The 23,505-nt window shown below is 48.6% G+C and carries 17 protein-coding genes and 1 pseudogene; 7 read left to right on the top strand and 11 right to left on the bottom strand.

Features of this window, described 5'->3' with window-relative positions; translation table 11 throughout:
* The first annotated feature begins 62 nt into the window (after positions 1 to 62).
* The gene (gene serB / locus FJD32_RS16775) at positions 63 to 1,055 is read left to right on the top strand and encodes a phosphoserine phosphatase SerB (RefSeq protein ID WP_088585942.1); all 993 of its coding nucleotides are present in this window, start codon (positions 63 to 65) and stop codon (positions 1,053 to 1,055) included.
* A gap of 105 nt (positions 1,056 to 1,160) precedes the next feature.
* Complete coding sequence (locus FJD32_RS16770) at positions 1,161 to 2,147, top strand: alpha/beta hydrolase (protein ID WP_181159901.1); 987 nt, start codon at positions 1,161 to 1,163, stop codon at positions 2,145 to 2,147.
* Position 2,148: 1 nt separating this feature from the next.
* On the opposite strand, the gene FJD32_RS16765 is transcribed toward FJD32_RS16770, so the two are convergent.
* Complete coding sequence (locus tag FJD32_RS16765) at positions 2,149 to 4,527, bottom strand: PilZ domain-containing protein (RefSeq protein ID WP_140907791.1); 2,379 nt, start codon at positions 4,525 to 4,527, stop codon at positions 2,149 to 2,151.
* Between the two features lie 102 nt (positions 4,528 to 4,629).
* Between FJD32_RS16765 and radA the strand changes: the two genes are divergently transcribed.
* Positions 4,630 to 5,994, top strand: coding sequence for a DNA repair protein RadA (gene radA / locus FJD32_RS16760; protein ID WP_037415324.1), 1,365 nt, complete (start codon positions 4,630 to 4,632; stop codon positions 5,992 to 5,994).
* A gap of 96 nt (positions 5,995 to 6,090) precedes the next feature.
* Here the strand turns inward: radA and FJD32_RS16755 are convergent, their stop codons facing one another.
* On the bottom strand, positions 6,091 to 6,483 hold the full coding sequence (locus tag FJD32_RS16755) for a PilZ domain-containing protein (RefSeq protein WP_086024078.1): 393 nt from the start codon (positions 6,481 to 6,483) through the stop codon (positions 6,091 to 6,093).
* A gap of 179 nt (positions 6,484 to 6,662) precedes the next feature.
* Here FJD32_RS16755 and FJD32_RS16750 point away from each other — a divergent pair.
* Positions 6,663 to 6,812, top strand: a pseudogene (locus FJD32_RS16750) (response regulator); the annotation flags it as partial.
* Positions 6,813 to 6,826: 14 nt separating this feature from the next.
* Here FJD32_RS16750 and FJD32_RS16745 read toward each other — a convergent pair.
* The gene (locus tag FJD32_RS16745) at positions 6,827 to 7,726 is read right to left on the bottom strand and encodes an IS982 family transposase (RefSeq protein WP_088585327.1); all 900 of its coding nucleotides are present in this window, start codon (positions 7,724 to 7,726) and stop codon (positions 6,827 to 6,829) included.
* Between FJD32_RS16745 and torR the strand changes: the two genes are divergently transcribed.
* Positions 7,725 to 8,390, top strand: a complete 666-nt coding sequence (gene torR / locus FJD32_RS16740; RefSeq protein ID WP_258195945.1) for a two-component system response regulator TorR — start codon at positions 7,725 to 7,727, stop codon at positions 8,388 to 8,390. The genes FJD32_RS16745 and torR overlap by 2 nt on opposite strands.
* 28 nt (positions 8,391 to 8,418) lie before the next feature.
* Here torR and torT read toward each other — a convergent pair whose 3' ends face one another.
* Positions 8,419 to 9,486 (bottom strand): TMAO reductase system periplasmic protein TorT, encoded by a 1,068-nt coding sequence (gene torT / locus FJD32_RS16735; RefSeq protein WP_140906912.1) that lies wholly within the window; start codon positions 9,484 to 9,486, stop codon positions 8,419 to 8,421.
* 56 nt (positions 9,487 to 9,542) lie between these two features.
* Between torT and torS the strand changes: the two genes are divergently transcribed.
* Positions 9,543 to 12,617, top strand: a complete 3,075-nt coding sequence (gene torS, locus FJD32_RS16730) for a TMAO reductase system sensor histidine kinase/response regulator TorS (protein ID WP_140906911.1) — start codon at positions 9,543 to 9,545, stop codon at positions 12,615 to 12,617.
* A gap of 227 nt (positions 12,618 to 12,844) precedes the next feature.
* On the opposite strand, the gene torD is transcribed toward torS, so the two are convergent.
* From torD to torE, 4 genes are all read right to left on the bottom strand, one after another.
* Complete coding sequence (torD, locus tag FJD32_RS16725; RefSeq protein WP_055647272.1) at positions 12,845 to 13,474, bottom strand: molecular chaperone TorD; 630 nt, start codon at positions 13,472 to 13,474, stop codon at positions 12,845 to 12,847.
* 67 nt (positions 13,475 to 13,541) lie between these two features.
* Positions 13,542 to 16,031 (bottom strand): trimethylamine-N-oxide reductase TorA, encoded by a 2,490-nt coding sequence (gene torA, locus FJD32_RS16720; RefSeq protein ID WP_055647271.1) that lies wholly within the window; start codon positions 16,029 to 16,031, stop codon positions 13,542 to 13,544.
* A 15-nt stretch (positions 16,032 to 16,046) separates the two neighbouring features.
* The gene (torC, locus tag FJD32_RS16715; RefSeq protein ID WP_140906910.1) at positions 16,047 to 17,225 is read right to left on the bottom strand and encodes a pentaheme c-type cytochrome TorC; all 1,179 of its coding nucleotides are present in this window, start codon (positions 17,223 to 17,225) and stop codon (positions 16,047 to 16,049) included.
* 26 nt (positions 17,226 to 17,251) lie between these two features.
* Positions 17,252 to 17,422, bottom strand: coding sequence for a trimethylamine N-oxide reductase system protein TorE (gene torE / locus FJD32_RS16710; protein WP_011071462.1), 171 nt, complete (start codon positions 17,420 to 17,422; stop codon positions 17,252 to 17,254).
* Positions 17,423 to 17,939: 517 nt separating this feature from the next.
* On the opposite strand from torE, the gene FJD32_RS16705 reads away from it, so the two are divergent.
* Positions 17,940 to 19,292, top strand: coding sequence for an NCS2 family permease (locus FJD32_RS16705; RefSeq protein WP_037415303.1), 1,353 nt, complete (start codon positions 17,940 to 17,942; stop codon positions 19,290 to 19,292).
* 299 nt (positions 19,293 to 19,591) lie between these two features.
* Here FJD32_RS16705 and FJD32_RS16700 read toward each other — a convergent pair whose 3' ends face one another.
* From FJD32_RS16700 to FJD32_RS16690, 3 genes are all read right to left on the bottom strand, one after another.
* On the bottom strand, positions 19,592 to 20,023 hold the full coding sequence (locus FJD32_RS16700; RefSeq protein WP_055647269.1) for a CBS domain-containing protein: 432 nt from the start codon (positions 20,021 to 20,023) through the stop codon (positions 19,592 to 19,594).
* 99 nt (positions 20,024 to 20,122) lie between these two features.
* Positions 20,123 to 21,925: a lysophospholipid acyltransferase family protein gene (locus tag FJD32_RS16695; protein WP_140906914.1), complete on the bottom strand. Its 1,803-nt coding sequence runs from the start codon at positions 21,923 to 21,925 to the stop codon at positions 20,123 to 20,125.
* A gap of 89 nt (positions 21,926 to 22,014) precedes the next feature.
* Positions 22,015 to 23,097, bottom strand: coding sequence for a UDP-2,3-diacylglucosamine diphosphatase (locus FJD32_RS16690; RefSeq protein WP_037428564.1), 1,083 nt, complete (start codon positions 23,095 to 23,097; stop codon positions 22,015 to 22,017).
* Positions 23,098 to 23,505: the final 408 nt, after the last annotated feature.

Below are 23,505 nucleotides of genomic sequence, written 5' to 3'. Positions count from 1 at the left end.
AGAGCGCTTGCCTAATCATAATTGATTCTGCGTGAGCCCGATAGTTGGAGAACACGAGTCCTATGGAAAGCTTGAACCAAAATCCGCTGTTTGTATGGTTAGCAGCTAACCCTTTACCTCGTTTTGAATATCAGGGGCTCAGTTTCGAGGCTTATCAGGAATCGTCTACGCGGCCATCCTTGAGTGTATTTGCTATGCGTCTGATTTACGAAGATTTAAGTCTTGAAGACTCATTAGCGGCTTGGATTGTTTCTCTAGCTAAAAGCCTCAAATTGGCCTCGCTCTCCATCGCACCTATTCGTCGTCAAGTGGCACTGCATTGCGTCGAATTAGCGCTTCCTGTAGAACCCAGTGCCGAATTGTTAGCAACCTGTCCATCTCAGGTCGAGTTACATTTAATTCACGGCCCATTACCTAAACTGAGCGAGCCCGGTTTACTGGTGATGGACATGGATTCTACCGCGATCCAAATTGAATGTATCGATGAACTTGCCGCGATGGCTGGGGTCGGCGAGCAAGTGGCGGCGATCACTGAGCGCGCGATGCAGGGGGAGCTCGATTTTGAGCAGAGTCTGCGCCAAAGGGTTGCCCAGCTTAAGGGCGCCGATGCCAAGATTATTCAAACCTTGTGTGACACTTTGCCATTGATGCCGGGTCTTGAGGCTATGTTGACCGAGCTTAAGTCGCATCATTGGCGCCTCGTTGTGGCTTCAGGAGGCTTCACGCCGTTTGTTGGTCACTTAAAACAGCTGCTGAATTTAGATGCGGCCTTTGCCAATGAATTAGTCATAACGGACGGTAAGCTGGCGGGAGCCGTCACCGGAAAAGTCGTCGATGCCCAGTTTAAGGCCGATGTGGTCAACCGTTGTAGCCAAGAATGGCAAATCCCAGTGGGGCAACGTGTGGCGATAGGTGATGGTGCTAACGATATTCCTATGGTGCAGGCGGCTGACTTTGGTATTGCCTTCCATGCCAAACCCAAACTTGCCGCCGCAGCAGATGCTCGGATCCGTAGTTTGGACCTTAGAGTATTGCCTTATCTATTGCAGTTTTAAATAAGTGTCTCAGTCGATTATGTGGTGACATTAGAGTAATGACTCTTGTTTTTTGAGGCTTAACTGGTAGTTTAGTGTTCATTAATGGACTACCAGTGACTGATTTTGACTTCAACTCCAGATGAGCATTCTGCTCAAACATTTTCACAAACCTCCCTCTATCTTCCTTATCGGGATGGACAGTTACACCTGCGCCAGTTGTTGCCAATTACAGCTGATTTTTCTAAACCGCCGATCCTGATGTTGCATGGCGCTATGTCAAATGGCCGAGTTTTTTACAGCCAGAGCGGTCGTGGTTTGGGATGTTTTCTTGCTAAGGCGGGTTTTGTGGTTTATGTGTTCGATACCGCTGGACGAGGATTAAGTTTACCAAAAATCAGTCGAGATTTTACCTTAGGACAAGGTGAGGTGATCCGTGAGCAATTGCCATTAGTACAGCAGTATATTTTGAATATTCATAATCAGGCCTGTCAGGAACAGGGGAAAATATCCCCCTCACGTGTGCATTGGTGCGCCCATTCCTGGGGCGGAGTGTTGATGGCGAGCGCCTTAGCGCGTTACCCTGAACTGCAGCAAAGTGTGCGTTCACTGCTCACCTTCGGCAGTAAACGCACTATTCGCGTCAAATCTTTCAAAAAATGGTTGATGGTCGATGTGTTTTGGAATCGCCTTGCACCAAGTTTAGCGGTTGGGCAGGGATATCTCGCCGCCGATAAACTGCGTGTCGGTATGGATAACGAGAGTCGGGCATCATTGAATCAAAGTATTGATTGGGTGCGAGGTGAGTGGCGCGATCACGATGACGGTTTTGATTATGCCAAGGCGGCTAAGGCAGCCAACTGGCCCGTCGCTTGGTTTATAGCGGGGCAAAACGATACTGTGCTTGGGCATCCTGAAGATGTCGCCGATATGATCTCTGAGTGTGGCTTTCGCCAAGTGAAATTCACTTTGCTCTCAAAGGCGAACGGCTTTAAACACGACTATGGCCATGCGGATATGCTGACTCATCTGGATGCGATGAGTGACCATTTTCCGCTGATCCGCGATTGGTATTTAGGCTTTGAACTCGCGGTATTAAAAGACGAGGAATAAGTTAGGCCTGTTTATGTAACACTGGGTATCTTAATTCCACTTCTTGGGTGATATCCAGCAATTCACCTACACCGATAATGCGCCAGAGCTGATCTTCAAGTTGTTTTGCCCTGTGATTTGCATGGATATTGATATATTCCAATTCGCGGCGCAGATACCCCATATCCGGTTTTTCGGTGGCACCTCGATAAATTCGTAGCGCCATAAAGCGTCCAGCCAATTTACTTTGGGTGATAAATGCGACTTTAGCTTGAGCATCACCGACTTCAATAGCGGGTATACATTTTAAATGGAATCGGCCGCGAGACTGACGCGTCAGTTGAATAAAGACTTCAATAAAATCCATATCCTGCTGGGGTTTCATTTGGCGGATGGGGTCGAGAATATCCCGTTTAAAAAAGCCATCCTTGAGCAGCGGAGCGAGGTTATATTGCAACGTATCTGAAGAACCCGCGGCAAAAATATCACTAATTTCATCATGTTCAGTACTGACGCCTAAGCAAGCCACTTGTGCTGATTTAGTCGTTTTTTCAACGAAGTAGGGCACAGAATGGAGTTCGCGTAATAGGATATTTTTAAGTCCATCAGCAAGCTCGTTTGCTTCACTATTATTTTCAGTGAGTTGTTCTAGCTTTTCTTTATTGTGGGCGATTAATTTGTTTAAAAACTCGACACCGACATGGGGCGTATGGCCCATGACAGCGGCTAAATGTAACGTGACGCCATTCTTACGGGTTCGAACTAAGCGGTAGGGTAAATTCTCGAGTTGAGTTTTGCCGGCAATGGTTTGCAGTTTAGGTAAACTGATCATTAAGGGTTTATTGGTTACAAACGTCGTGGGATTGTCGAGCGTGAGCTGCATGCCACGACCTGAGATATCTAAGGTGATTCCTGTTGCTTTTAGGCCACCCTGCGAGACATTGACTAAGGTTTTAAAGGCGAAACGCGCTTCCTGCCGCCGTTCACTAAATTGCATTGCAATCGGTTTGATTTGGTGGGTGCTGAGCCGTTGCTGGCCGAAAGCTTTTAGCGCATTGGCATTGCTATCATCCTGCCAAGCTTTATAGGTCGCTCTTTCATCCTCGTTGGTCAGATCGATAAGTTGCAGCATATGGCTGAACTGGGCTAATTGTTGCTCCACCAGCGGGCTGTATTTAGCTTCATCCCCTGGCAAGGTCGCTCGGCGATAGCCTTTAGCATGGTAAATTTTATCTGGAACCAGTTTAAAAATACGCCAGCTTGGTTTGGTTGAAGCAAAACCTAAAAACAATGATACCAAGCCCTTAACTTTTAATTCGGCTAAGGTTGCCGAATAAAAATACAAGCAGCCTTGGGCGTTGTAGGTAAACGTAAAAAATAACCCATAGTCAGGATTTTCGGGATGGCTAAGTAGCGCAGAAAGCCGTGCTGATGTCAGCATTGCTGGTAACTGGCTGATATCGTTCTCATCTTGAAAATAATGCACTATCTGCTGATTATCTCGACTCAGCAGCATATGGCTAATTGATTGGGTTTGTTGATTCAAAAATAACGGTAAATGTGGCAAATGCGGCAGATAATGACGCTCGAATCCAAGGCCGGATGCGGTTACTAATACGTCATTAACATCGAGTTTATAACGGAGTTTATAGCCTCGAATCAAATTGCCCAGCATTTCGCCTAGCGCATCAGTGCCACCAATACGCTTCAATCTTAACCAAATAAATTCACCATTAGTTTGGCTATCAACAATGTGGTAATCGACTCCAAGTTGTAGATCGGGGTAATAATATTCTTCACTTAGCTCGAGAAGCTTTACCTTTAGCGGTTTATCGAGGTCAAAAGGATGATTCGCCGCCAAGCGAACGCGCGCACCACCAATGGATAAATCAACGGTGATCCCCGGCATTTCAGGTCTGCCAGGTTGGGAAACGGCAATGCGGATACTGTAATTCATCCGCTCTTCAGTGCGATTAAAATAACTGCCGAGTACAACGCCTGGCACCATAAAGGGTTCGAGTTCGACGGTATCGCTTTGTTGTGTCACCTGGCGTAATTTTTGTCGTCGAAGTTGATGGGCGGCGATGACGTATTCATATACGCCTAAAGTGTATTTGTTACGGTATAAGGACATGGCCTCTTGCAGGCTATGTTTAGCTGGCTCATCGAGAAAATGGCGCTGCTGACCCAGCATGACTTCACTACAGGGCAACTCTGACTTATCCCTAAGGTCAATAATCCGCGTGCAGGGCGAGGCTAAACGATTCAACTCCATTTTTAATAAAAAACGGGTGGAATTGTTTTCATCGACAGTCAGCTGCTGGAAAATCTCCTGGAAGTTAGGTTCCATGAGCAGCGGCTTGAGTTGTTCTATGAGTGCACTATGGTTATCTAAACTCATGTAGTGGTCTTTTCTAATGCTGATTTTATGCGTGCTGTGTTAGTCTAATGTCGGCAGTATTCACAGTTACTTAAATTGATTTTATACAGATTTTAATAAGTTATGGCAAAGAATAAAACCGCGTACGTGTGCAATGAGTGTGGACAGGATTTTCCCCGTTGGCAAGGGCAATGCAGTGCTTGTCACGAGTGGAATACGATAACTGAAGTGCGTTTAGGTGCCGCCTCGCCCGGACGGGGGACTCAGTTTGCCGGTTACGCTGGTGCAGGCAGTAGCGAAGTCAAAACCTTAGACCAAATTGATCTCAATGCCTTGCCACGTATAGTGAGCCACTTTGGTGAACTCGACCGGGTACTTGGAGGCGGCATCGTGCCTGGCTCGGCGATTTTGATTGGCGGTCATCCCGGAGCTGGTAAGAGTACTTTGCTGCTTCAGACCCTATGTCATTTAGCCGAGCAAATGCCCGCGCTTTATGTTACTGGGGAAGAATCGCTCCAGCAGGTGGCGATGCGGGCCCATCGTCTTGGCTTGCCAACTAATAAACTGAGGATGTTATCCGAAACCAGTGTGGAGCTGATATGCGAAGTCGCCCTGAAAGAATCGCCAAAAGTCATCGTTGTCGACTCTATTCAAGTTATGCATATGAGCGATGTAGCGTCGAGTCCCGGCAGCGTGTCGCAGGTACGTGAATCAGCCTCCTATCTAACCCGTTTCGCCAAGCAAAATGGCATTGCTGTTATTATGGTGGGCCATGTCACCAAAGATGGTAGCCTCGCCGGGCCAAAAGTGCTCGAGCACTGTATCGATTGCTCGGTGATGTTTGAAGGGGATAGCGACAGCCGTTATCGCACTTTGCGCTCCCACAAGAACCGCTTCGGGGCGATCAACGAGCTGGGCGTATTTGCCATGACGGAACGTGGCCTGAAGGAAGTGGCAAACCCATCCGCAATTTTCCTCTCCCGCGGCGAGGAAGAATCCTCGGGCTCCTTGGTTATGGTGGTGTGGGAAGGTACGCGCCCGTTACTGGTTGAACTGCAAGTACTGGTGGATAATTCTGCCATGTCCAATCCGCGCCGTGTGGCAGTGGGGATGGATGCAAACCGTTTGGCCATGTTGCTTGCGGTGATGCATCGCCACGGTGGCTTGCAAATGTCGGATCAGGACGTGTTTGTGAACGTGGTCGGCGGGGTTAAAGTAACCGAAACCAGTGCCGACTTAACCCTGCTACTGGCTATGGTATCGAGTTTTCGTGGCGATATTTTACCGAGTGATTTAGTGGTGTTTGGTGAAGTGGGCTTATCTGGCGAAATTCGACCTGTGCCAAATGGGCAAGAACGTTTAGTCGAAGCCGCTAAGCATGGTTTTAAACGAGCGATAGTGCCTCGAGCGAACGTGCCGAAAAAACCACCAGTGGGAATGGAAGTGGTGGGCGTTTCCAAACTATCAGAAGCCCTTGAAGCAATCTAATCTAAAAAAACAAACAGCGCCTTAAGCGCTGTTTGTTTTTTCTCGGGAGTCAAGCCCGTACCTAATCATTATCCGTGCAATCACTATCCGTGGTGTTTAATCGGCGGAATGATGTTTTTCGACAAAGAGCGCCAATTCACGGTTCAGAATTGAGGCATCGCCTAAGTTAAGCTCAACGATGCGTTTGAGGTGGCTGATGCTGTCGACATCGATAATGTTACATTTAAGCCCAAGTTGGTGATTACGTTGATGCACCAACTCAGTTTCCATTTGCAGCTCAATATCCGAGCCCTGCAGAGTAAAGTTAAGGATGATAGGTTCATCTGAATGGCTAAATCCTGCGGGTTCTTCCACTAAAGCACCATTTAGGCTGAGATCCAATATTGAGGTTTGCCATTGCTTTTCACCTTGGTGTATTGACGCACTTGCGGCAAAGAGGATCCGTGAAAAATGTCGTCTTTCATCAATCACTAATTCTTTATCTTTCATAGTTTGTTAGCGCCCACACCAATCAATATGCCTAAGCATATGTCATATTGAGGAGAGTGTAAAAGCTCGGCAGATTTTTGTGCAATAAAGTAATGTAGATCGCATATTTTACCTTTCCTTCATATGCAAATATGAAAAAGTATGAATAATTCAGTTAAGCAAAATAAGAGAAGTTGAACATGGCCTATAGTGTGCTCGTTGTCGATGATGAAGCAGTTATTCGTGCGCGATTGAAGGGATACTTTGAAAAGGAAGGTTATCGTGTGATTGAGGCTGCCGATGGCGAGCAAATGTGGTACGAGTTTAATCGTCAACATATCGATTTAATTAACCTCAGATCTGGTTAAGCCAGCACTAAATTAGAGCTATCTAACAGTTCAAGCTCCTGAGCTGTTAGATTTAACGATGGCTTTTCTTCTTTTAAACAATATGCAATCAATCCACCAAGTAGATTGAGCATGAACCCATGCTCGCTGCGGTGTCTTGAGTGTTCAATATAGGAAATGTTCTTCAATTGGTCATTCACTGTTTCAATGATGAATCGCTTTTTTAAGATTGCTCTATCCCATAGAGAAATAAACTTTTTCTTCATGTTCTTACGAACTGTGGTGATTAACTCAACGCCCTTTTCCAAAAGCTCACCTGTTAGGGCTTGGCTAATATAGCCTTTATCACCATAAAGCTTACCAAAAAGAGACTCAGCCATTTCACTGACAGGTTGCCTGTCATCGACATTACCTTTCGTCAGTTTTAACGCTACAATTTCACCCAAGTGATTGATAATAAGATGCAGTTTAAATCCAAACGACCAGCCCATAGTTCCCTTTCCATGTTCGGCAATGCCTTCAAAAACCTTATTTCGCTTCGCTCGAATAATATGACAGACTTCAATTTTAGTGGAGTCGACAAACTGAATTCCCGTTGGCTTTCCAAGCTTTGAAGTCAGATAGCTACACATAGGGACAACGACGCTAGGCATTAATGCAAGGAAACGAGTGTAGCTCAACAACTCTGGAAAATAGGGTTTTAGCTGGCGACAAACATAGTGCAGATAATAATTTTTGAAATCTCGGTAATGTGATTGATGGAAATGAATGATAATGGTCATCACTTCTGCGGGAGAAAGGCGACAAGGTCTATTACGCTTCATTTCACCATTATCAAGCAATAAGCGTTGCCAATGTGGGATAAATAACTGACAGAAATCATCGACATCACAGTAAGTTTCAACTAGTTTGTTCATGCTCGTTCCTTTTTCTAATCACTCTTGGTCGAATGATCGGATCAGGGAACGAGCATTTAGTTCCTTTTGGGAGCTAAATTCTTATCCGAAGCTCAGGTTAATTATGTTAGATATTAACCTGCCTGGGGTCGATGGCTTAAGTTTAACCCGCGAGTTACGCAGCCGCTCCCATGTGGGGATTATCTTAGTCTCTGGCCGTGATGAATCGATTGATAAAATCGTTGGCCTGGAGATGGGCGCCGATGATTATGTGACTAAGCCCTTCGAACTGCGGGAACTATTGGTGAGGGTAAAAAATCTGCTTTGGCGGATTTCTTTGGTAAAACAAGCCGAACAGGCGCTGGTGCAGGAATTATCACAGCCCGATGATTTGATAAGTTTTGAAGGCTATCAGCTTGAATTAAATAGCCGTAAGCTGCGCCAAGGGGAGGAGCTTATCAAGCTCACTAAGGCCGAATTTGAGTTATTAACCGCCTTTGTCTTACATCCACAACAGGTGCTTTCTCGCGAGCGCTTAATGCAGCAAACCAGTCATCGCAATCATGATGTGAATGACAGAACCATAGATGTCATTATCCGCCGCCTGCGTAATAAGCTTAATCCTGAGCTCTTTGTCACTGTCCATGGTGAGGGGTATTTATTTGCCGCTAAGGTGGATGACTGATCTCTAACTTAGATCTTGTGTTAAGCGCTCAAGGGCGCACTTGATACAAGGGATAAAAATCCGCTTCGGCAAGGCTAAAACCAAGTGCCGACAGGGTATTTTTTGAGGTGGTGCGCTCAACGATAGCTGGACCTATATCGCCAAAAGACGCGGCGCCTTCGAGCTGTTTTACCGTAACATCGATGGCGAGTTTGCCCTGCAATACGACTAAGTCATCATTGCTGTAGACCACTTTTTGCCGCATCAAGCCGCGCAGAATCGCGGGGGATAAGTAACTGCTCACCAGCTTGATATCTTGCGTCAGCTGTTTTTGTTTGAGGGTGCTAACGGCGGCTTCTATCGCCACCGCACTACCTAGAATATAGTTAGGCTGCTGGGCTTTTAGCAGTATCTGTAGTTGATCGCGGTAGAGATTGCGATTGTTATCGGCGTGCTGAATCGCACTGATGTTAACATTGCTCCCTTCAAGTGCATGACGAATCCCTTGCTCGACTAAATCGGTGCCGCCGAGGTTTTCGGGGCCAGCTAACAGGGCCAAGGTGGTCGGCTGGGTTGGCGTATGTGCCTTGGCATCCGCCTTAATAAAATGGCCCGCGCTTAGCCCCATTTGATACCAGTTAACGCCGATATGGGTCTGCACTTGGTCTGAATTGAGTTTATTCACTAGGGCGAGCACGGGTTTGGTTAGCGGCTCGGAAAACTGTTCGAGCAGATTGGGGCTCACTGCGCCGAGTAAAATTGCGTCGTAGTCACCGCTCATGCAGGTGCGTAACTGTTTGAGTTGCTTATCCTGATGGTAGTAGCTGCCCGCTTCGAACAGATCTAAAGATACGCCAAGGAATTTGGCATGTTGGATTAGGCCATAATCGATGCCAATCCAATAAGCGTCCTTCAGGTGAGGGACGAGGACACATAGACGCCAAGCTTGTTGGGCTTTAGTGAGAGGATGATAATCAAGCGCCTGCGCCTGCTGAATTTTGGCATTAAAGGGATGGCGTTGCTCTAATGGCCAAGTTTGGCTGTTGGCATTGGCAGGCGATAAACATAACAGGCCAAAAGTGGTGAGTGTGAGCAAAGCTTGCCAAAATTTTCCCATTGTCTCGTATCATCCACAGTGATTATCTCGAAGGCATTGTAACAGAAGGAACAAGTGTGGCGCCTTTATCTTTATCGCGAAGTAGTTTAACCGGCAGACTCATGCTCGCCTTCGGTGTGCTTGGGGTATTGCTGTTGCTACTGGTTAGCTTAGGTAGCCTGAGTTTACATTGGCTCAAGCAGGCCGACAGTTATCTGTATGAAGAATCCTTACCCGCCTCTCAAGCCGCGCGCCAATTAGTGCAGGCCTCTAATGCCTTATCCGATGGCGTGACCCAGTTAGGCCAAGTGGAAGATGAGCGGCAGCGGGAATTTATCGGCCGTAAGCTCAGCCTTGAAAGCGCCACAATGTTAAATAGCATCAAAGTGTTACTAACACTTGATGTGAACGAAGATAATCATTTATCCGTATTAGCTGGGCAAATCATCGAGCAATTAACCTTATTGGGTAAGAGTGTGGGCCAGCGCATTACCTTGGGCGATGAGTTGCAGCTTAGGGCCCGTGAGTTATCACTTGCCGCAGCCCATGCCTCTGAGTTATTGCAATCCGAATTGGCGGTAGTCGACTCGGCGATTTTAGCAAAACTCAGCCAAGCCTACCCGGATATGGCGGGGAATAAACGCAGTGGGCAACTGCTTGATGATGTGATTGAACGTGAGCTCGATATCCAAGAACAGCTCAATCGCGCGCTCAAGTTAGTGCATCAAATTGCGCTGCTCAGTCAGTTATTTGAGGCATCTGAATTACAGTCCGAGCTGCAATTGAGTGTTCCCCGTTTATTGGCAACCTTTGCCAGCACTGCATCATCGCACCCCATGGCGCAGAATCATCCAAAACAAGGGACGGCTATCGATCAGGCATCGAGCGCAAACACAGATTCGCCTGCGGCAGAGGTGGGTATCGATTTAATGGCGCTAACGACAGTTTCTGAGCTGATACGCGATCCCGGCAGGCTCAATGCGCTAAAGGCGGAGCTGGCTGTTCTTCTCCATACCCCCAAAATTATTAAATTACAGCGAGAACTGAGTCAAAGTTTGCAGCGGCAACAGCGGCAGCAGCAGGAGTTAGCGGAAAAACTCTATAGCCTCAATACGCTGGTGGATAGTGCGCTTAATCAACAGCAACAGCGGGCGGAGCTGGCGCGTAGTGATTATTTAATGCAGTTGTCTTACGCTCGCTTGGGATTGTGGGGCACGGGCATATTAATGTTGGTTATCATAGCAGTCGTGGTTTATCGGGTGATCTATCGCGGCATTGCCTTGAGGTTAAATCAGGCGACCGAGGCTATGTCGCGCTTAAGTTTAGGGGACACCAATGTGAGCCTCGATGCCCACGGCGATGATGAATTAACCGCCATGGCCAATGCCATCGAGGCATTTAAGCGAAAAACAGCCCACAACCTGAAATTGCAGGCGGATTTACGTCTGGTCGCCGATGAGCTGACCGAGCATAAAAAGGCCCTTGAACAAACCGTGGCCACGCGCACACAGGAATTGGCCGAAGCCAACCTGCGCCTTGATGCGGAGGCCAAAGGCCATGCTAAGGCAAGAATCGTTGCCGAGGAGGCGAGTCAGGCAAAATCCCAATTCCTAGCGACCATGAGCCATGAGATTCGCACCCCGCTCAACGGCTTACTCGGGACGCTTACCTTGCTCGGCCATAGTCAGTTACCGCCCGCGCAGCAACAGATGCTCGCGTTGTCGCAATACAGCGGCACGCTGCTGCAAACCGTGCTGAGCGATATTCTCGATTTCTCCCGCCTCGAGCAGGGCAATTTAACCAATGAGCTGCGGCCAACGGATATCAACGTACTGCTCGATGAAGTGCTGGCAATTATGGTAGCGGGCGCCAATTTGGCGGGATTGAGTCTAAGACTTAATCGTCCCCAGTTACCCGCGTGTATTCAGATCGATGGCCCTAAGCTGAGGCAAGTGCTGTTTAACCTGATTGGTAACGGCATTAAATTCACCCCCGAAGGCGGCGTGAGTCTCAATGTCAGCGTGCGGGGCGATAAACTCGCTTTTGTGGTGGCCGATACCGGCGTAGGGATTGCGCCCGAGGTGCGCGAGCAATTATTTATGCCTTACTGCGTATTGCCTAATCAGGGGCGCAGCCGTGGGACAGGCTTAGGGCTTGCCATCTGCAAACAGTTAGTTGAACTGATGGATACCGAGGGGCCGGGCATTTGGGTCAAGAGCGAGCCAGGTAAGGGCAGCGAGTTTGGTTTTGAGCTGAGCTTTACCCCGTGTGATAAGGCATTCGATACGCAAACTGAGGTGCAAAAACGGGTTAATCCCCTGCGGGTGTTAGTGATCGAAGACAACAAGGTCAACGCCATGGTCGCGCAAGGATTTTTGGCGCATTTAGGCCACAGTTCCAGCTTGGCCGTCAGTTGCCAGCAGGCGCTGGAGTGTGTGAGAACGGATAAGGCATTCGATGCTGTGATGCTCGATATCCAACTGAATGATGGTTCAGGGCTAGCATTATTACCACAGCTAAAGGCATTACTGACAAATGACATTGTTAATGAGAGTGTTAATGAGAGTGTGAAGTTCGCCGCCTTTACCGCGCAGATGCAGACGGAGGATCTTAGCCTCTATCGGGAGGCGGGGTTTGATACTGTGTTAGCCAAACCCTTGAGCCTGCAAACCCTGACAGAATGGCTGGGCGTTGCTTCGTTGCCAGCGTGTGTGCCATCTTCTTCGGGGAGTGAGAGTCCTGCGTTGCCAGCGAGTCATTCCTTAACCTTCGCATCTTCGGAGTCATTGGCTCAATCGGCTAAAACCTTTTTAGATCTGAATCAGTTACAGCAAGATCTTGAGGTCTTAGGTTTGAAAGCCGTGAGTGATATGTTGGCGCTCTATCGAACCTCCAGTGCCGAGCAAATTGAGCGACTCTCGGCGTTAAGCTCTGTGGCGCATTTCAGCGAGGGCGCAAAACTATTGCACGCGCTTAAGGGCAGCAGTGCCAGCATGGGGCTAAAAGCACTGACCGAGTGTTGTCAGCAGTGGGAGAATACACACAACACCACAGGGGAAAATGTATTGGATAGCGAAGCCGTCACTGAATTAACCGCTTGCTGGCAGGCGTCGATGACAGCGTTTGAGCAGTGGCTTGCAACACAGGGCTAGCAGCAAAGGATTCGCGACAAGACGTTAACTCTATAAGTGAGTCGTCTTTAACTGCATGTATTTTGCCTAATCAATGCAAATCGAGGAATAAAAAAGCGGCTCCCATGGGAGCCGCATTTTGTTAACTTATTTCAGGACGAGACATGAGTTATCACCTTGAGTCTTAATGCTACTCTGGTTTAACGCTACTTGGGTTTAACGCTACTCGGGTTTTAGGCGGGTGGCGATCAATTGATTGTCTGTTCTAACTGCTGTTTATCTTGCTGCACCCAAGCGAGGGTGAGTGTGGCGAGAGCACTGTAAAAGCCATTGCTGTGCTTGCTATCGCACTCAACGACCTTGGCGACAAACTTTGATAACCATGAATCTATACAAGCGTTTAGGAAGCTTAACTGGGCAGCATCTTCACTGTGGCAAGCTAAGTGTCCCATATAGGCGAGGATCACGGCTAAGTGATCGGCAGGTTCAGGGAAGTGACTCTGCACTTGCAGTTTGCTCTGGTGTAAAAACTCGCTCATTTGTTGATGCTGCTGCCCAAATAGCAAGGGTTCTTCCTCGGGGCTCAAGTACAGGCTGGCATAGGGCGAGGCGCTGTGTTTTGTGCCTACGAGGAATAAACCGCAATAATCGGCGGCAAGTTCGAGCAAGGCTTCATCGCTCGTTAAGCCATTCAGCACCTTCTGTATGCTGACGACTGGCGCACTAAACTCGGGCGCATAACCCAGTTGTGTCCAGAATTGCTGCGCTTGCTCACTGGTGAGTTGCTTAAGGCGTTGCTCATCAATTTCACGGGCAAACAGAGAAGACAGCAGCTGATACACTAAGGCTCTGGCATGATTGATATCGACGTTGCTCATCGCATGTTCCTCAAGATTAACAGTGGAATGCGCCTAGTTGACTAGGCGCATCGCCTTGTGGGTTCGGTTAGATTTCGACTTCGATAGGTCCATCGAAGGAGCTGACCTTAGGGACTTTGCCTTGGTATTTCTCAAACTCGACCAGACAAGTATAGGCTGAGCAGGCTTGCGCCAACTTCGAGGTGCCAATGTCTAAGGTCAGAGTATTTGGATCGCCATAGCTACACAGGGCACCGATTTCGGCGCCACCTTCGACGCTGCCATCTTTACCCACTGGGCCATACCATGCGCCTTCATGAATTCGCACTACGCCTTTAGGGAAGCGATCCGATACCACGGCGCCCGCTAACAGTTGGCCACGGTCGTTAAAGACCCGCACTATATCGCCATCTTTAATGCCACGCGCTTTAGCATCCACAGGGCTGATATAGATGGGTTCGCGGCCGTTGACTGTGTAGGTTTCGCGGTATTCCTTCGACTCACACATTTGCGAGTGCAGACGTTTATCCGGATGGCAAGATTGTAGCCACATAGGATATTTGTCCGAACCTGGGCCACCATGGCTACGCTCGGCTTTTTCCATCCAAATGGGATGGCCTTGGCAGTCCTCATAACCGAACTGTTCAATCTTACGGCTGAAGATTTCAATCAAGCCAGAAGGCGTGCCTAGTGGATTGATTTCAGGATCGTTTCTAAAGTCGGCGTGGCGTGTCCACAGCTCGCCATCGCCAAAGTGCACATAACCTTGCTTCCAGAAGGTGGCAAAATCTGGCATCTCATACTTACCTGCGTTCGCGGCTTTACACTCGTTATAGAGGGTTTCTATCCACTCCATTTCGCTCATATTGCGGGTGTATTCTTTCTCTTTACCCATCAGCGCGGCAAAGCGAGTGAAGATTTCAAAGTCTGACAAACTTTCAAACAGCGGCTCGACCATCTTCTGCATCGCCAAAATACCGCGGTTAGCATAGGCGCCGTATACATCGATATCGTTGCGCTCATAGGTGGTGCAGGCGGGCAGCACTATGTCGGAGAAGCGGCAAGTCGCCGTCCAGTTCACATCGATAGTGACCACGCATTCAAGCTTTTGGAAGGCTTGCTTCATGCGGTTACGGTCTTGATGGTGATTCCATGGGTTATTACCCGAGAAAATCATCATCTTAATATCGGGATACACCACTTTCGAACCGTTGGCATCAATGGTTTTGCCGGGTTCGAGGATCGCATCAATCCAACGGGCGACGGGAATGGTGCTGCTCGCGCCTTTAAAGTCGGTGCTGTCGAACAGGGGTTTTTGGTTCTCGTCTAAGTTACGCGGGAAGGCGCCGGGCGCCGCCGCATTTGTCGCAGGTACACCAATACTGGAATAGTGATGACCATAGCTGATGCCACCGCCGGGCAAACCAATTTGTCCTATCATGGTCGCGAGGACTGCGGCCATCCAGTAAGGTTGCTCACCGTGTTGTTGGCGCTGAATACACCAACCCATCATGATTTGGGTGCGACCCTTAACTAAGGTTTTCGCCAGATCGCGGATGATGTGTGGCTCAACCCCACAGATTGGCGCTGCCCACTCAGGGGTTTTGGCGATACCGTCTTTAGTGCCCATCACGTAAGGCACAAACTCTTCGAAGCCTAAGCTATAGCCTTGGATGAATTTATCATCGTAAAGTTTTTGGGTGATCATCTCATGGGCGATGGCCAGCATCAGCGTCACGTCAGTCTGTGGGTTCACATACAACTGCTCACAGCCAAGGTAAGCCTGGGTTTTAGTCACCACAGGGTCGATACTTATCACGCGGATCTTGCCCTGTTTGACCTTCTCTTTTAACTGCGCGAGGTAAGCGAAGGCCTCATGGGTTTCAGCGTTCCAACCCACTTGCAGGTTTTTGTAAGGATCGTTTGACCAGAGCACAATCGTGTTGCTGTTTTCTAAGATCAGCGGCCAAGAGGTGCCTTGGGCATACACTTCGGTTGAGCCTAACACATATGGCAGAATGGTTTGGCCTGCACCGGTGGAGTAGTCTCCGATTTTCTTCACATAGTTGCCGTGCATCCCCACCGCGCGCTGCATATGGCTGGTGCTGGAATGCAGTTGCCCGGTTGCGCGCCAACCTGTTTGTCCTGCGTGTAAGCCCGATGGACCGTATTGGGTTTGGATTTCATCGAGTGAGTGTTTAAACAGCTTTAATGCTTTATCCCAGGTCACGCGAACGAAGCGGAAATCCCCCCGTTGCTGGGTATTGCTCTTATGGCCTTTCAGTAAAAAGTCTAAGCGAACCATAGGGTAACGCACACGGGATGGGTTATAGACCATACCGCGGATACCGTTAATCATATCCGTTGGATATTTATCTAAATCGAAGGCTTTGACCTCGGCAATTACACCGTTTTTACGTTTGATTTTAAAGGCGCCAAAGTGTGAGCCTGTGGTCAGCCATTCGTCTTCATTTAAGCCTGTGCTGGCGAGCGCATTTAAGGGCGCTAACACTGAGCTGCCACCTAAAGCAACGAAAGAGGTTGAGGCTAAGCCTTTTAAAAAGTCTCTTCTGTTCATGGTATTACTCCCGAATTAGTGCTCTTTTTTCACGAAGGTTGACGAATGTTCTTGCAGATATTTCTGCACCAGCGCTTGAGTGTCTTGGTCCATGTTCACGAAGGCCAACATGCCTTGGAACATGCCTGGCCAGGTATTGGCATCGAAATGCGCTTCATCTGGCTGGGTATGGCACACACTACAGCTTGAGCGGAAGGTATCGCGGGCATAGCCCCAGAGTGGTTGCAGCTCGGTGAGCAGGTAATCTTTATCGGTCCAGATTTGGGCTTCAACCCGTTGCCATTTCAGGCCTGTCATTGGGTCTTCTTTCTCTTCAAAGGTTTGGATAACACCTTCGGTTTCTGCTGCATCTTTGCTTAACTGTGCCGACAGAATGTTTACGCCAAAGTCCATGTAGATCACGCGGCCTGCGCCGATTTTCTTACGCCAGCCATCGATAGCAATTTTGATGCGCTTACCTTTAGTTTCGAGCACTTTGACTTTAGTCGCGACGTTTAAGGTACCGGCTTCAACATCACCTTTTTCACTAAAGAACAGAGGCTTAGTTAGGGCACTGTAGTAGGTTTGGTTGGTTTCGACTGAGCTGACGCCAGCGCCGACTTCGGCGATGAGTTCAGGTGCACGGGCCGTGCCCATTTCAGGTAGATGGTGGGCAATGCCTTTGTGGCAATCGATACAGCTTTGGTCGATTTCGGCGGCACGTTTCATCTGTTTTTGCGCCAGTGGTGACATGCTTTCCCACTTCATCGAGTTGTAGTTGTGGCAGTTCTTACAGGCCAGTGAATTGTCGCGATCGAAACGTTTCCATTCGCGGCTCGCCATTTCGAGACGTTTAGCTTCAAATTTTTCAGGGGTGTTGACCGTGTTGAATAACCAGCCCCAAACATCGTGGGAAGCTTCCATCTTACGGGCAATCTTACGGCTCCAGTTGTGGGGCACGTGACAGTCGGGGCAGGTGGCGCGCACACCTGAATGATTCGACCAATGCACAGTTTCCTGTAACTCTTGGTAAGGCTTGCTTTCCATACTGTGGCAGCTAATACAGAAGGCTTCGGTGTTGGTGGCTTCCAATGCGGTGTTAAATCCGCCCCAGAAGATGATGCCCATGATAAAAGCACTGATGCTGACAGCGCCTAAGGTGAGAGCTTTTGTGGGTTTGTTTAGTGTGCGCCAGAGGTTGATTAACCACTTCATAATAGCGTCCTCAAAGTATCAGTGAATTAGTGGCCGACAACGCCGCCGAAGGCTTGGATCATCCAAATGATGAAACCGTAGAGACTGATCCCCGCGATAGTCAGTGCGGGAAAGAGTATGAAAATGATGAATCCCAGCGCCTTTAACTCATTGCTGCGTGAGGACTTATCCGATGTTTGCATGGTGGGCTTTGTCATTGGGAAGAGCTCCGTTCGAAAGCGATTTTTGATGGGAGCACTATAAAGGGGAGATGTGAATGGACTTGCCTGCTGGGATGAATGGGCTTTGACAATATATGAAAAATTATGAAAATTTTAAAAGTCTCATCATTTTTTGTTTTACTGACAGAGCGTTAATCTTATTTCTGTGATCGCTATCGGCAGTTTGATATGCAGTTTAGGTGTTTTTTTAAACACTGATTTTGACTTTTTTGGCTAATTATTTACTGAAGTGCAGGCGAGGTCTTAGCTATCTGGCGGCGTTTACAGTATTATCCGCGGCCAACAAAGGCTGCGTTTGCATGGTTAAAGTGATTTTAACTGGGCAAAGCGTCACTGCTTGCAGATCATGGATTTTTCCCGATGTAGGAGAATGATGTGGATCTCTCACCCAAGTCATTGGATTTGGGGCTCTAATCTGCCGCAGCCGGCGTCGCCAATGGTAAAACCAATTGGTATCGACCCTATTTTAAGAGATCACAAGGTATAACAAGATATGTCTGAGCAATTGAGTTCAACAGCCGTACCCTCTGGTTCGTTTCTGAACCGTTTTTTTTCAATTCAACAACGTGGTAGCACAGTTCGCCAAGAAGTGATTGCAGGGTTAACCACCTTCCTCGCTATGGTGTACTCAGTGATTGTGGTACCCAATATGTTAGGCAAAGCCGGATTCGACCCTGGTGCCGTGTTCGTCGCTACCTGTTTAATTGCCTCCTTTGGCTCGCTGCTGATGGGACTCTGGGCGAATCTGCCCATGGCCATTGGTTGTGCGATTTCACTCACCGCCTTTACCGCCTTCGGCTTGGTGTTAGGTCAGGGCATGAGTATCCCTGTCACCTTAGGCGCCATCTTTTGGATGGGCGTGATTTTTACCATCGTGAGCGTTACGGGTGTGCGTCAATGGGTGCTGGCTAACCTACCCAAGGGCATTGCCCATGGTACAGGTATCGGTATTGGCTTGTTTTTACTCTTAATTGCCACTAACAGTGTGCAGTTGATTGTGGCCAATGACGCGGGTCTGCCAGTGAAGTTAGGCGACATTAACAGCTTGCCCGTTATCGCGACCGTCCTAGGTTTAGCAGCGACGATTGGTTTAGAGCGTCGCGGCGTACCCGGCGGGATTTTATTGGTGATTATCGGCCTATCCCTGTTTGGTTTAGTGTTTGATCCAAGCGTGAAATTCCAAGGTTTATTCGCCGTGCCTGATTTTACCTCTGAGCACTCGCTGATTGGCCAAATGGATATTATGGGCGCCTTAAATCCAGTGGTATTACCGATTGTACTCGCGCTGGTGATGACGGCGATTTTTGATGCCACCGGCACTATCCGCGCGGTAGCTGGTCAAGCTAATCTGCTGGATAAAGACGATAATATCGTTGGCGGTGGCAAGGCATTAACTTCGGATTCTGTCAGCAGCATGTTTGCGGGTATCGTCGGCGGCGCACCTGCGGCCGTGTATATCGAATCGGCAGCGGGTACGGCGGCGGGCGGTAAGACGGGTTTAACTGCGACCATAGTGGGCGGATTATTCCTGCTAATGGTATTCCTTGCTCCGCTCAGCTATTTGGTGCCGGCTTATGCCACTGCGCCTGCGCTGATGTATGTCGGGCTATTGATGCTCAGCAATGTGACTAAGCTGGACTTTAATGACAAGGTCGATGCGATGGCGGGCTTAACCTGCGCTGTGTTCATCATCCTCAGCTGTAACATTGTGACCGGTATTATGCTCGGGTTTGTGACTTTAGTGGTTGGCCGTATTTTTAGCGGTGAAATTCGTCAACTTAAGTTAGGCGTACTCGCCATTACGCTGGGCCTTGTAGCCTTCTATATGGGCGGCTGGGCAATCTAGTTTTTTATACCAATCACATTAAATATCTAATCAGTTCAGAGCCTCACAGACATCTCAATCCAAGGCGCATTGACGAAGAAATGGTTATTCCCTTTTAAGTCAATGTAACACGGGAGTGAGATGCCTGTGAGACTCCCGAAGGGCGGGGTTGAACGGGCTTTATACTGCGTTTAAGGCTTTCGACAGAGCACCACTATGCCTTCAAGCCTTCGCCTTGTCTAAAGCCCGTTTAACTCCCGCTGAATGAACAGATATTTGATACGATTGGTATTACTCTATAAAGTCGAAAGCGAGTGCCGTTAGCACTCGCTTTCATTCACCTCATTGTGTTCACAATAGGCTCGCAGTAAATCCTTCCAGGTCACTATCCCCACCAGATCGCCGTTTTCCAGTACGGGTAAACAACCAATATTGTGTTCCAGCAAGGTACGGCTGGCGACATCGAGCGACACATGTGGCGCTACGGTCACCGGATTGCGGGTCATTACTTGATGGACGCGTTTTTGCAGGGTTTCGAGATCTTTCGAGGTTTCGGCGCTGCTGCCCAGATTCGGACTGATAGCACGCAGCAAGTCGCGCTCCGACAGTACGCCTTCGAGTTTATATTCATCCACTACCAGCAGATGGTGGAAGTTTGCCTGCTCGAAAATCTCCTTCGCCACGGTTAAACGATCGTCCATTTCGACTGTGACGACTCGGGTACGCATAATATCGGCGATAATGATCGGCATGATAAACCCTTACAAGGATATGTATCCTTAATGCACTGTATTACAGATACTTATAACAGACCGATGTTTATTTAGCCAATACCTTAAACAGGATTATGCTTAATCCTGCTTGTCTGATCCATCTTCAGCCATCAAAGGATTGCGTAAGTCTTCGGGTAAATGAGCACCGATATAACGTTGGTACTTTTTCCCTTTCAGTTTATGGGTATCGACCAGAACCAAACCATCGACACAGTCGCCAAAATCGGCATCGATACCAAAGGCGAGAAACTTCACCCCATCCTGCTTACACAGCTCGCCATACTGCTTGTACAGGGTTGGCACCGCGGCGCCCATACTCGCCAGCATTTGTTTTAGCTGCTTAAAGTGGCTTTGGTAATCCTCGCCCGAATAGATTTCATCCAACTGCAATTTGCGCTGCTTGGATAGTCCAAAGGGGGACATGGATACCGCGAGCTGCTCTGCTGGCGCAAACTCCTTGGAGTAGAAATGCACTAGCATTTCCCGCGCGCTGCCAGGCAGTTGATTGCTGATGGACACTGGGCCAAACAGGTAGCGGTATTCTGGGTGTTTTGCGAGGAAGGCGCCAATGCCAAACCAGAGGTAGTCGAGACTGCGTTTGCCCCAATATTTGGGCTGCACAAAACTGCGGCCAAGTTCTAAGCCTTGTTTAACAAAGGGCATAAAACCATCGGCATATTGGAACAGGGATTGGCTGTAGAGGGCGTTGTCGCCGTAGCGATTTAGCACTTGCTCGCCGCTGGCGAAACGATAGGCGCCGACAATTTCAAACTGTTCTTTATCCCACAGCACCAGATGTTGGTAGTAGGAATCGTATTTATCGATATCGCGGCGCTTGCCCGTGCCTTCGCCGACGGCGCGAAAGGCAATTTCCCGCAGGCGGCCAATTTCGCGCATGATGGGGTTGCTGTCCTGATGCTGATACAAATAAATCAGCTTGTTATCTTGGGTTTCACCGAGGAGTTCACATTGTTGCAGCGCGGCCTGCAACTCTCGGCGCGACTCCGGGTGGGCGATGGCGCTTTGGGTGATAAACAGCGGGTCTTTATCTTTACCGATGCGATACAGATGATTTTTAAGCAGTTTTATCTTGGTTTTTAGCGGAAAATCCATCGAGCGCACAGCTTCATTCGGAATAAGCTCGCCGATACGAATGGGCATATTACGCTTGGCCTGTTTAAACATCTCCTTGACCAGTAGCAATGTAGCTAAGGGTTTGTAAATCATCGAAGCGCCGTAGAAGGTGGCCGAGTTTTTGGCATCCAAAAAGATTGGCAGCAGCGGCGCATTACAGGAAATCGCCATCTTTAAAAAGCCCGAGTGCCACAGGGTATCGCGCACGCCGCTCGGACGCAGGCGAGAGACTTCCCCCGACGGGAAAATCAGTACCGCGCCTTCATTGCGCAGATGCTGATGGATTTTTTCGAGGTGCTGTTTCGGCGTGCCGCCCGTCATATTGCGCACTGGTAGCAGGATCGAATGCAAAGGCTCGAGCGCCATCAGGAGCTCGTTCGCTACAACCTTGATATCGGGACGGATTTCGCTGACGAGTTTAATCAGGGCGAGGGCATCGAGGGAGCCAATCGGATGATTGGCGAAGATCACCACGCGGCCCTCGCAGGGAATATTTTCGACCTCGTTGGCGGGCACGGTAAAGCTAAAATCGAAACTGGCGAGCACTTGCTCGACAAAATCGACCCCTTGCAGATAGGCAAATTGATTGGCTATCTCGTTACATTGTTTTTCATTCAACAGGTAGCGCAGCATGGCCTTAGTCGGCTTGGCTAACCAAGGTTTGTCCTTGAGGGCGGGCAGGTTTTGCTCCACCACATTATCGACGGTAAAGATCATCGAACTGGCTTTTAAGGCGGGCAGTGGCATGGCTGCGTTCTGCGTTAATGCGTTGGCGCTTAATGTGTTAGGGTTTAATGACTCGGCGTTTGGGGTATGAGGTGTTAATGGGTTCATGATTAGGCGACATCCCTTGGTTGGATTTCTGCTTGTTTGGGGCTGTGTGTGGCCGTTTGTGGAATAGGTTTGGGGGCGTTAACAGGCGCTTGGGGTGGCGTTTGCGCCAGCACAATACTGCTCAGAATATCGAGGTTTACGCTTTGCTCGTTCCAGCGGCAGAGCTGTAATTCCCCGTTTAAGGTTTCGGTGATCAGGCTGCAGTTTTCGACCCAGTCGCCATCATTGGCATAGATTATCTGGCGCTTATCCGGCGTGCTGTATTGGTTATCTCGAGCGTGAACCGATAGCTCTGGCTGGTGGATGTGGCCGCAGATGACGCCATCCACATCATAGTGCTGGGCATAATTCACCACGGCTTGGCGAAAACGGGCTATAGCCGTCTGCGCCTTGCCAACGCGTGATTTCATATAGCTGGCAAGTGACCAATACGGGTAACCTAAACGCTCACGCAGGCGATGGAGGTTGCGGTTGAGAAACAGCAGTAAGTCGTAGAGGTGATCGCCCAAGATAGCGTAGAAGCGGCCAACGCAAACATCTGCATCGAACTGATCGCCATGCAGCATTAATAGTTTGTGGCCGCCAATCCCCTGATGAATATGTTGACGAGCAATTTTGATATTCAGCAGCGTCAGTTCGGCATAGGGCTTGATTAGCTCATCGTGGTTACCCGGCAGGTACATCACCTGAGTGCCGTTTTGTGCCAGTTCAATCAGCTTTTGTAATACCTTATTGTGGCTCTCGGGCCAGTGCAGGCGGCGTTTGAGCGCCCATAAATCCACAATGTCGCCGACCAGATACAAGTGCTGACAACGCACGGTATTTAATAGGCTTAACAGATAGTCGGCTTTGCAATCCTTACAACCTAGATGGATATCCGATAACCAGAGGGCGTTAACTGTGATGGCTTGGTTATTTGCGGCATTGCTGGCGTTGGCAATATGTGGGGTTGAGAAGGAAGTGGCGTTAACACTGGATGGAGCATTGTCGGAAGAGTTGGAAGGAGTGTTACGGGAAGCGTTGCGGGGAGCCTTAAGTGCGTCGATAAGCGTGCGATCAAGTCCCCTGTAATTAGCTCCAGTCATCTCATATTCACCCTATGCGGCTGTTGACTGCCTTAGAGATTAGTGACGGGCTTTGACTGAATGATGAAGCTTAAGTGACATGCAGATGACAAAAGAGTGGATTAGGCTGGAGTTAACCCAACAAGATTCCGTTCTGGGTGCATTGACTGTCGATAGATTGAGTTAACTCATTTTTGCCCCCAAAGTGATTTAACAAGTTGTCTGTGGTGCATCTAAAAGCAGACTTTCTTGCCTAAAAGTTTTCATCCTTAATAACTCAACTTTTGCAATTCATACAGATGACTAAAGGCTGGATAGGCATACAGTCATATTTAAAAATGATGATTTTCATCCTAACTTTGTGCGCGTTTTCACATTTGAATACAAATAAATATATTTATAATCAATTACATATAAATCACATGGATT

The organism is Shewanella sp. LC6, assembly GCF_006385735.2.
Taxonomy (GTDB): Bacteria; Pseudomonadota; Gammaproteobacteria; order Enterobacterales; family Shewanellaceae; genus Shewanella; species Shewanella xiamenensis.
This window is presented reverse-complemented; position numbering and strand designations above follow the sequence as displayed.

Excerpts from the sequence above, each read along its gene's own strand:
- FJD32_RS16755 (WP_086024078.1), bottom strand. The coding sequence starts at position 6,483 with ATGAAAGATAAAGAATTAGTGATTGATGAAAGACGACATTTTTCACGG.
- FJD32_RS16700 (WP_055647269.1), bottom strand. The coding sequence starts at position 20,023 with ATGCCGATCATTATCGCCGATATTATGCGTACCCGAGTCGTCACAGTC.
- FJD32_RS16695 (WP_140906914.1), bottom strand. The coding sequence starts at position 21,925 with ATGCCACTGCCCGCCTTAAAAGCCAGTTCGATGATCTTTACCGTCGAT.
- FJD32_RS16745 (WP_088585327.1), bottom strand. The coding sequence starts at position 7,726 with ATGAACAAACTAGTTGAAACTTACTGTGATGTCGATGATTTCTGTCAG.
- torR (WP_258195945.1), top strand. The coding sequence starts at position 7,725 with ATGCTCGTTCCTTTTTCTAATCACTCTTGGTCGAATGATCGGATCAGG.
- torD (WP_055647272.1), bottom strand. The coding sequence starts at position 13,474 with ATGAGCAACGTCGATATCAATCATGCCAGAGCCTTAGTGTATCAGCTG.
- torC (WP_140906910.1), bottom strand. The coding sequence starts at position 17,225 with ATGAAGTGGTTAATCAACCTCTGGCGCACACTAAACAAACCCACAAAA.
- FJD32_RS16705 (WP_037415303.1), top strand. The coding sequence starts at position 17,940 with ATGTCTGAGCAATTGAGTTCAACAGCCGTACCCTCTGGTTCGTTTCTG.
- FJD32_RS16765 (WP_140907791.1), bottom strand. The coding sequence starts at position 4,527 with ATGAGTTTAGATAACCATAGTGCACTCATAGAACAACTCAAGCCGCTG.
- radA (WP_037415324.1), top strand. The coding sequence starts at position 4,630 with ATGGCAAAGAATAAAACCGCGTACGTGTGCAATGAGTGTGGACAGGAT.
- FJD32_RS16690 (WP_037428564.1), bottom strand. The coding sequence starts at position 23,097 with ATGACTGGAGCTAATTACAGGGGACTTGATCGCACGCTTATCGACGCA.
- torT (WP_140906912.1), bottom strand. The coding sequence starts at position 9,486 with ATGGGAAAATTTTGGCAAGCTTTGCTCACACTCACCACTTTTGGCCTG.
- torA (WP_055647271.1), bottom strand. The coding sequence starts at position 16,031 with ATGAACAGAAGAGACTTTTTAAAAGGCTTAGCCTCAACCTCTTTCGTT.
- serB (WP_088585942.1), top strand. The coding sequence starts at position 63 with ATGGAAAGCTTGAACCAAAATCCGCTGTTTGTATGGTTAGCAGCTAAC.
- torE (WP_011071462.1), bottom strand. The coding sequence starts at position 17,422 with ATGACAAAGCCCACCATGCAAACATCGGATAAGTCCTCACGCAGCAAT.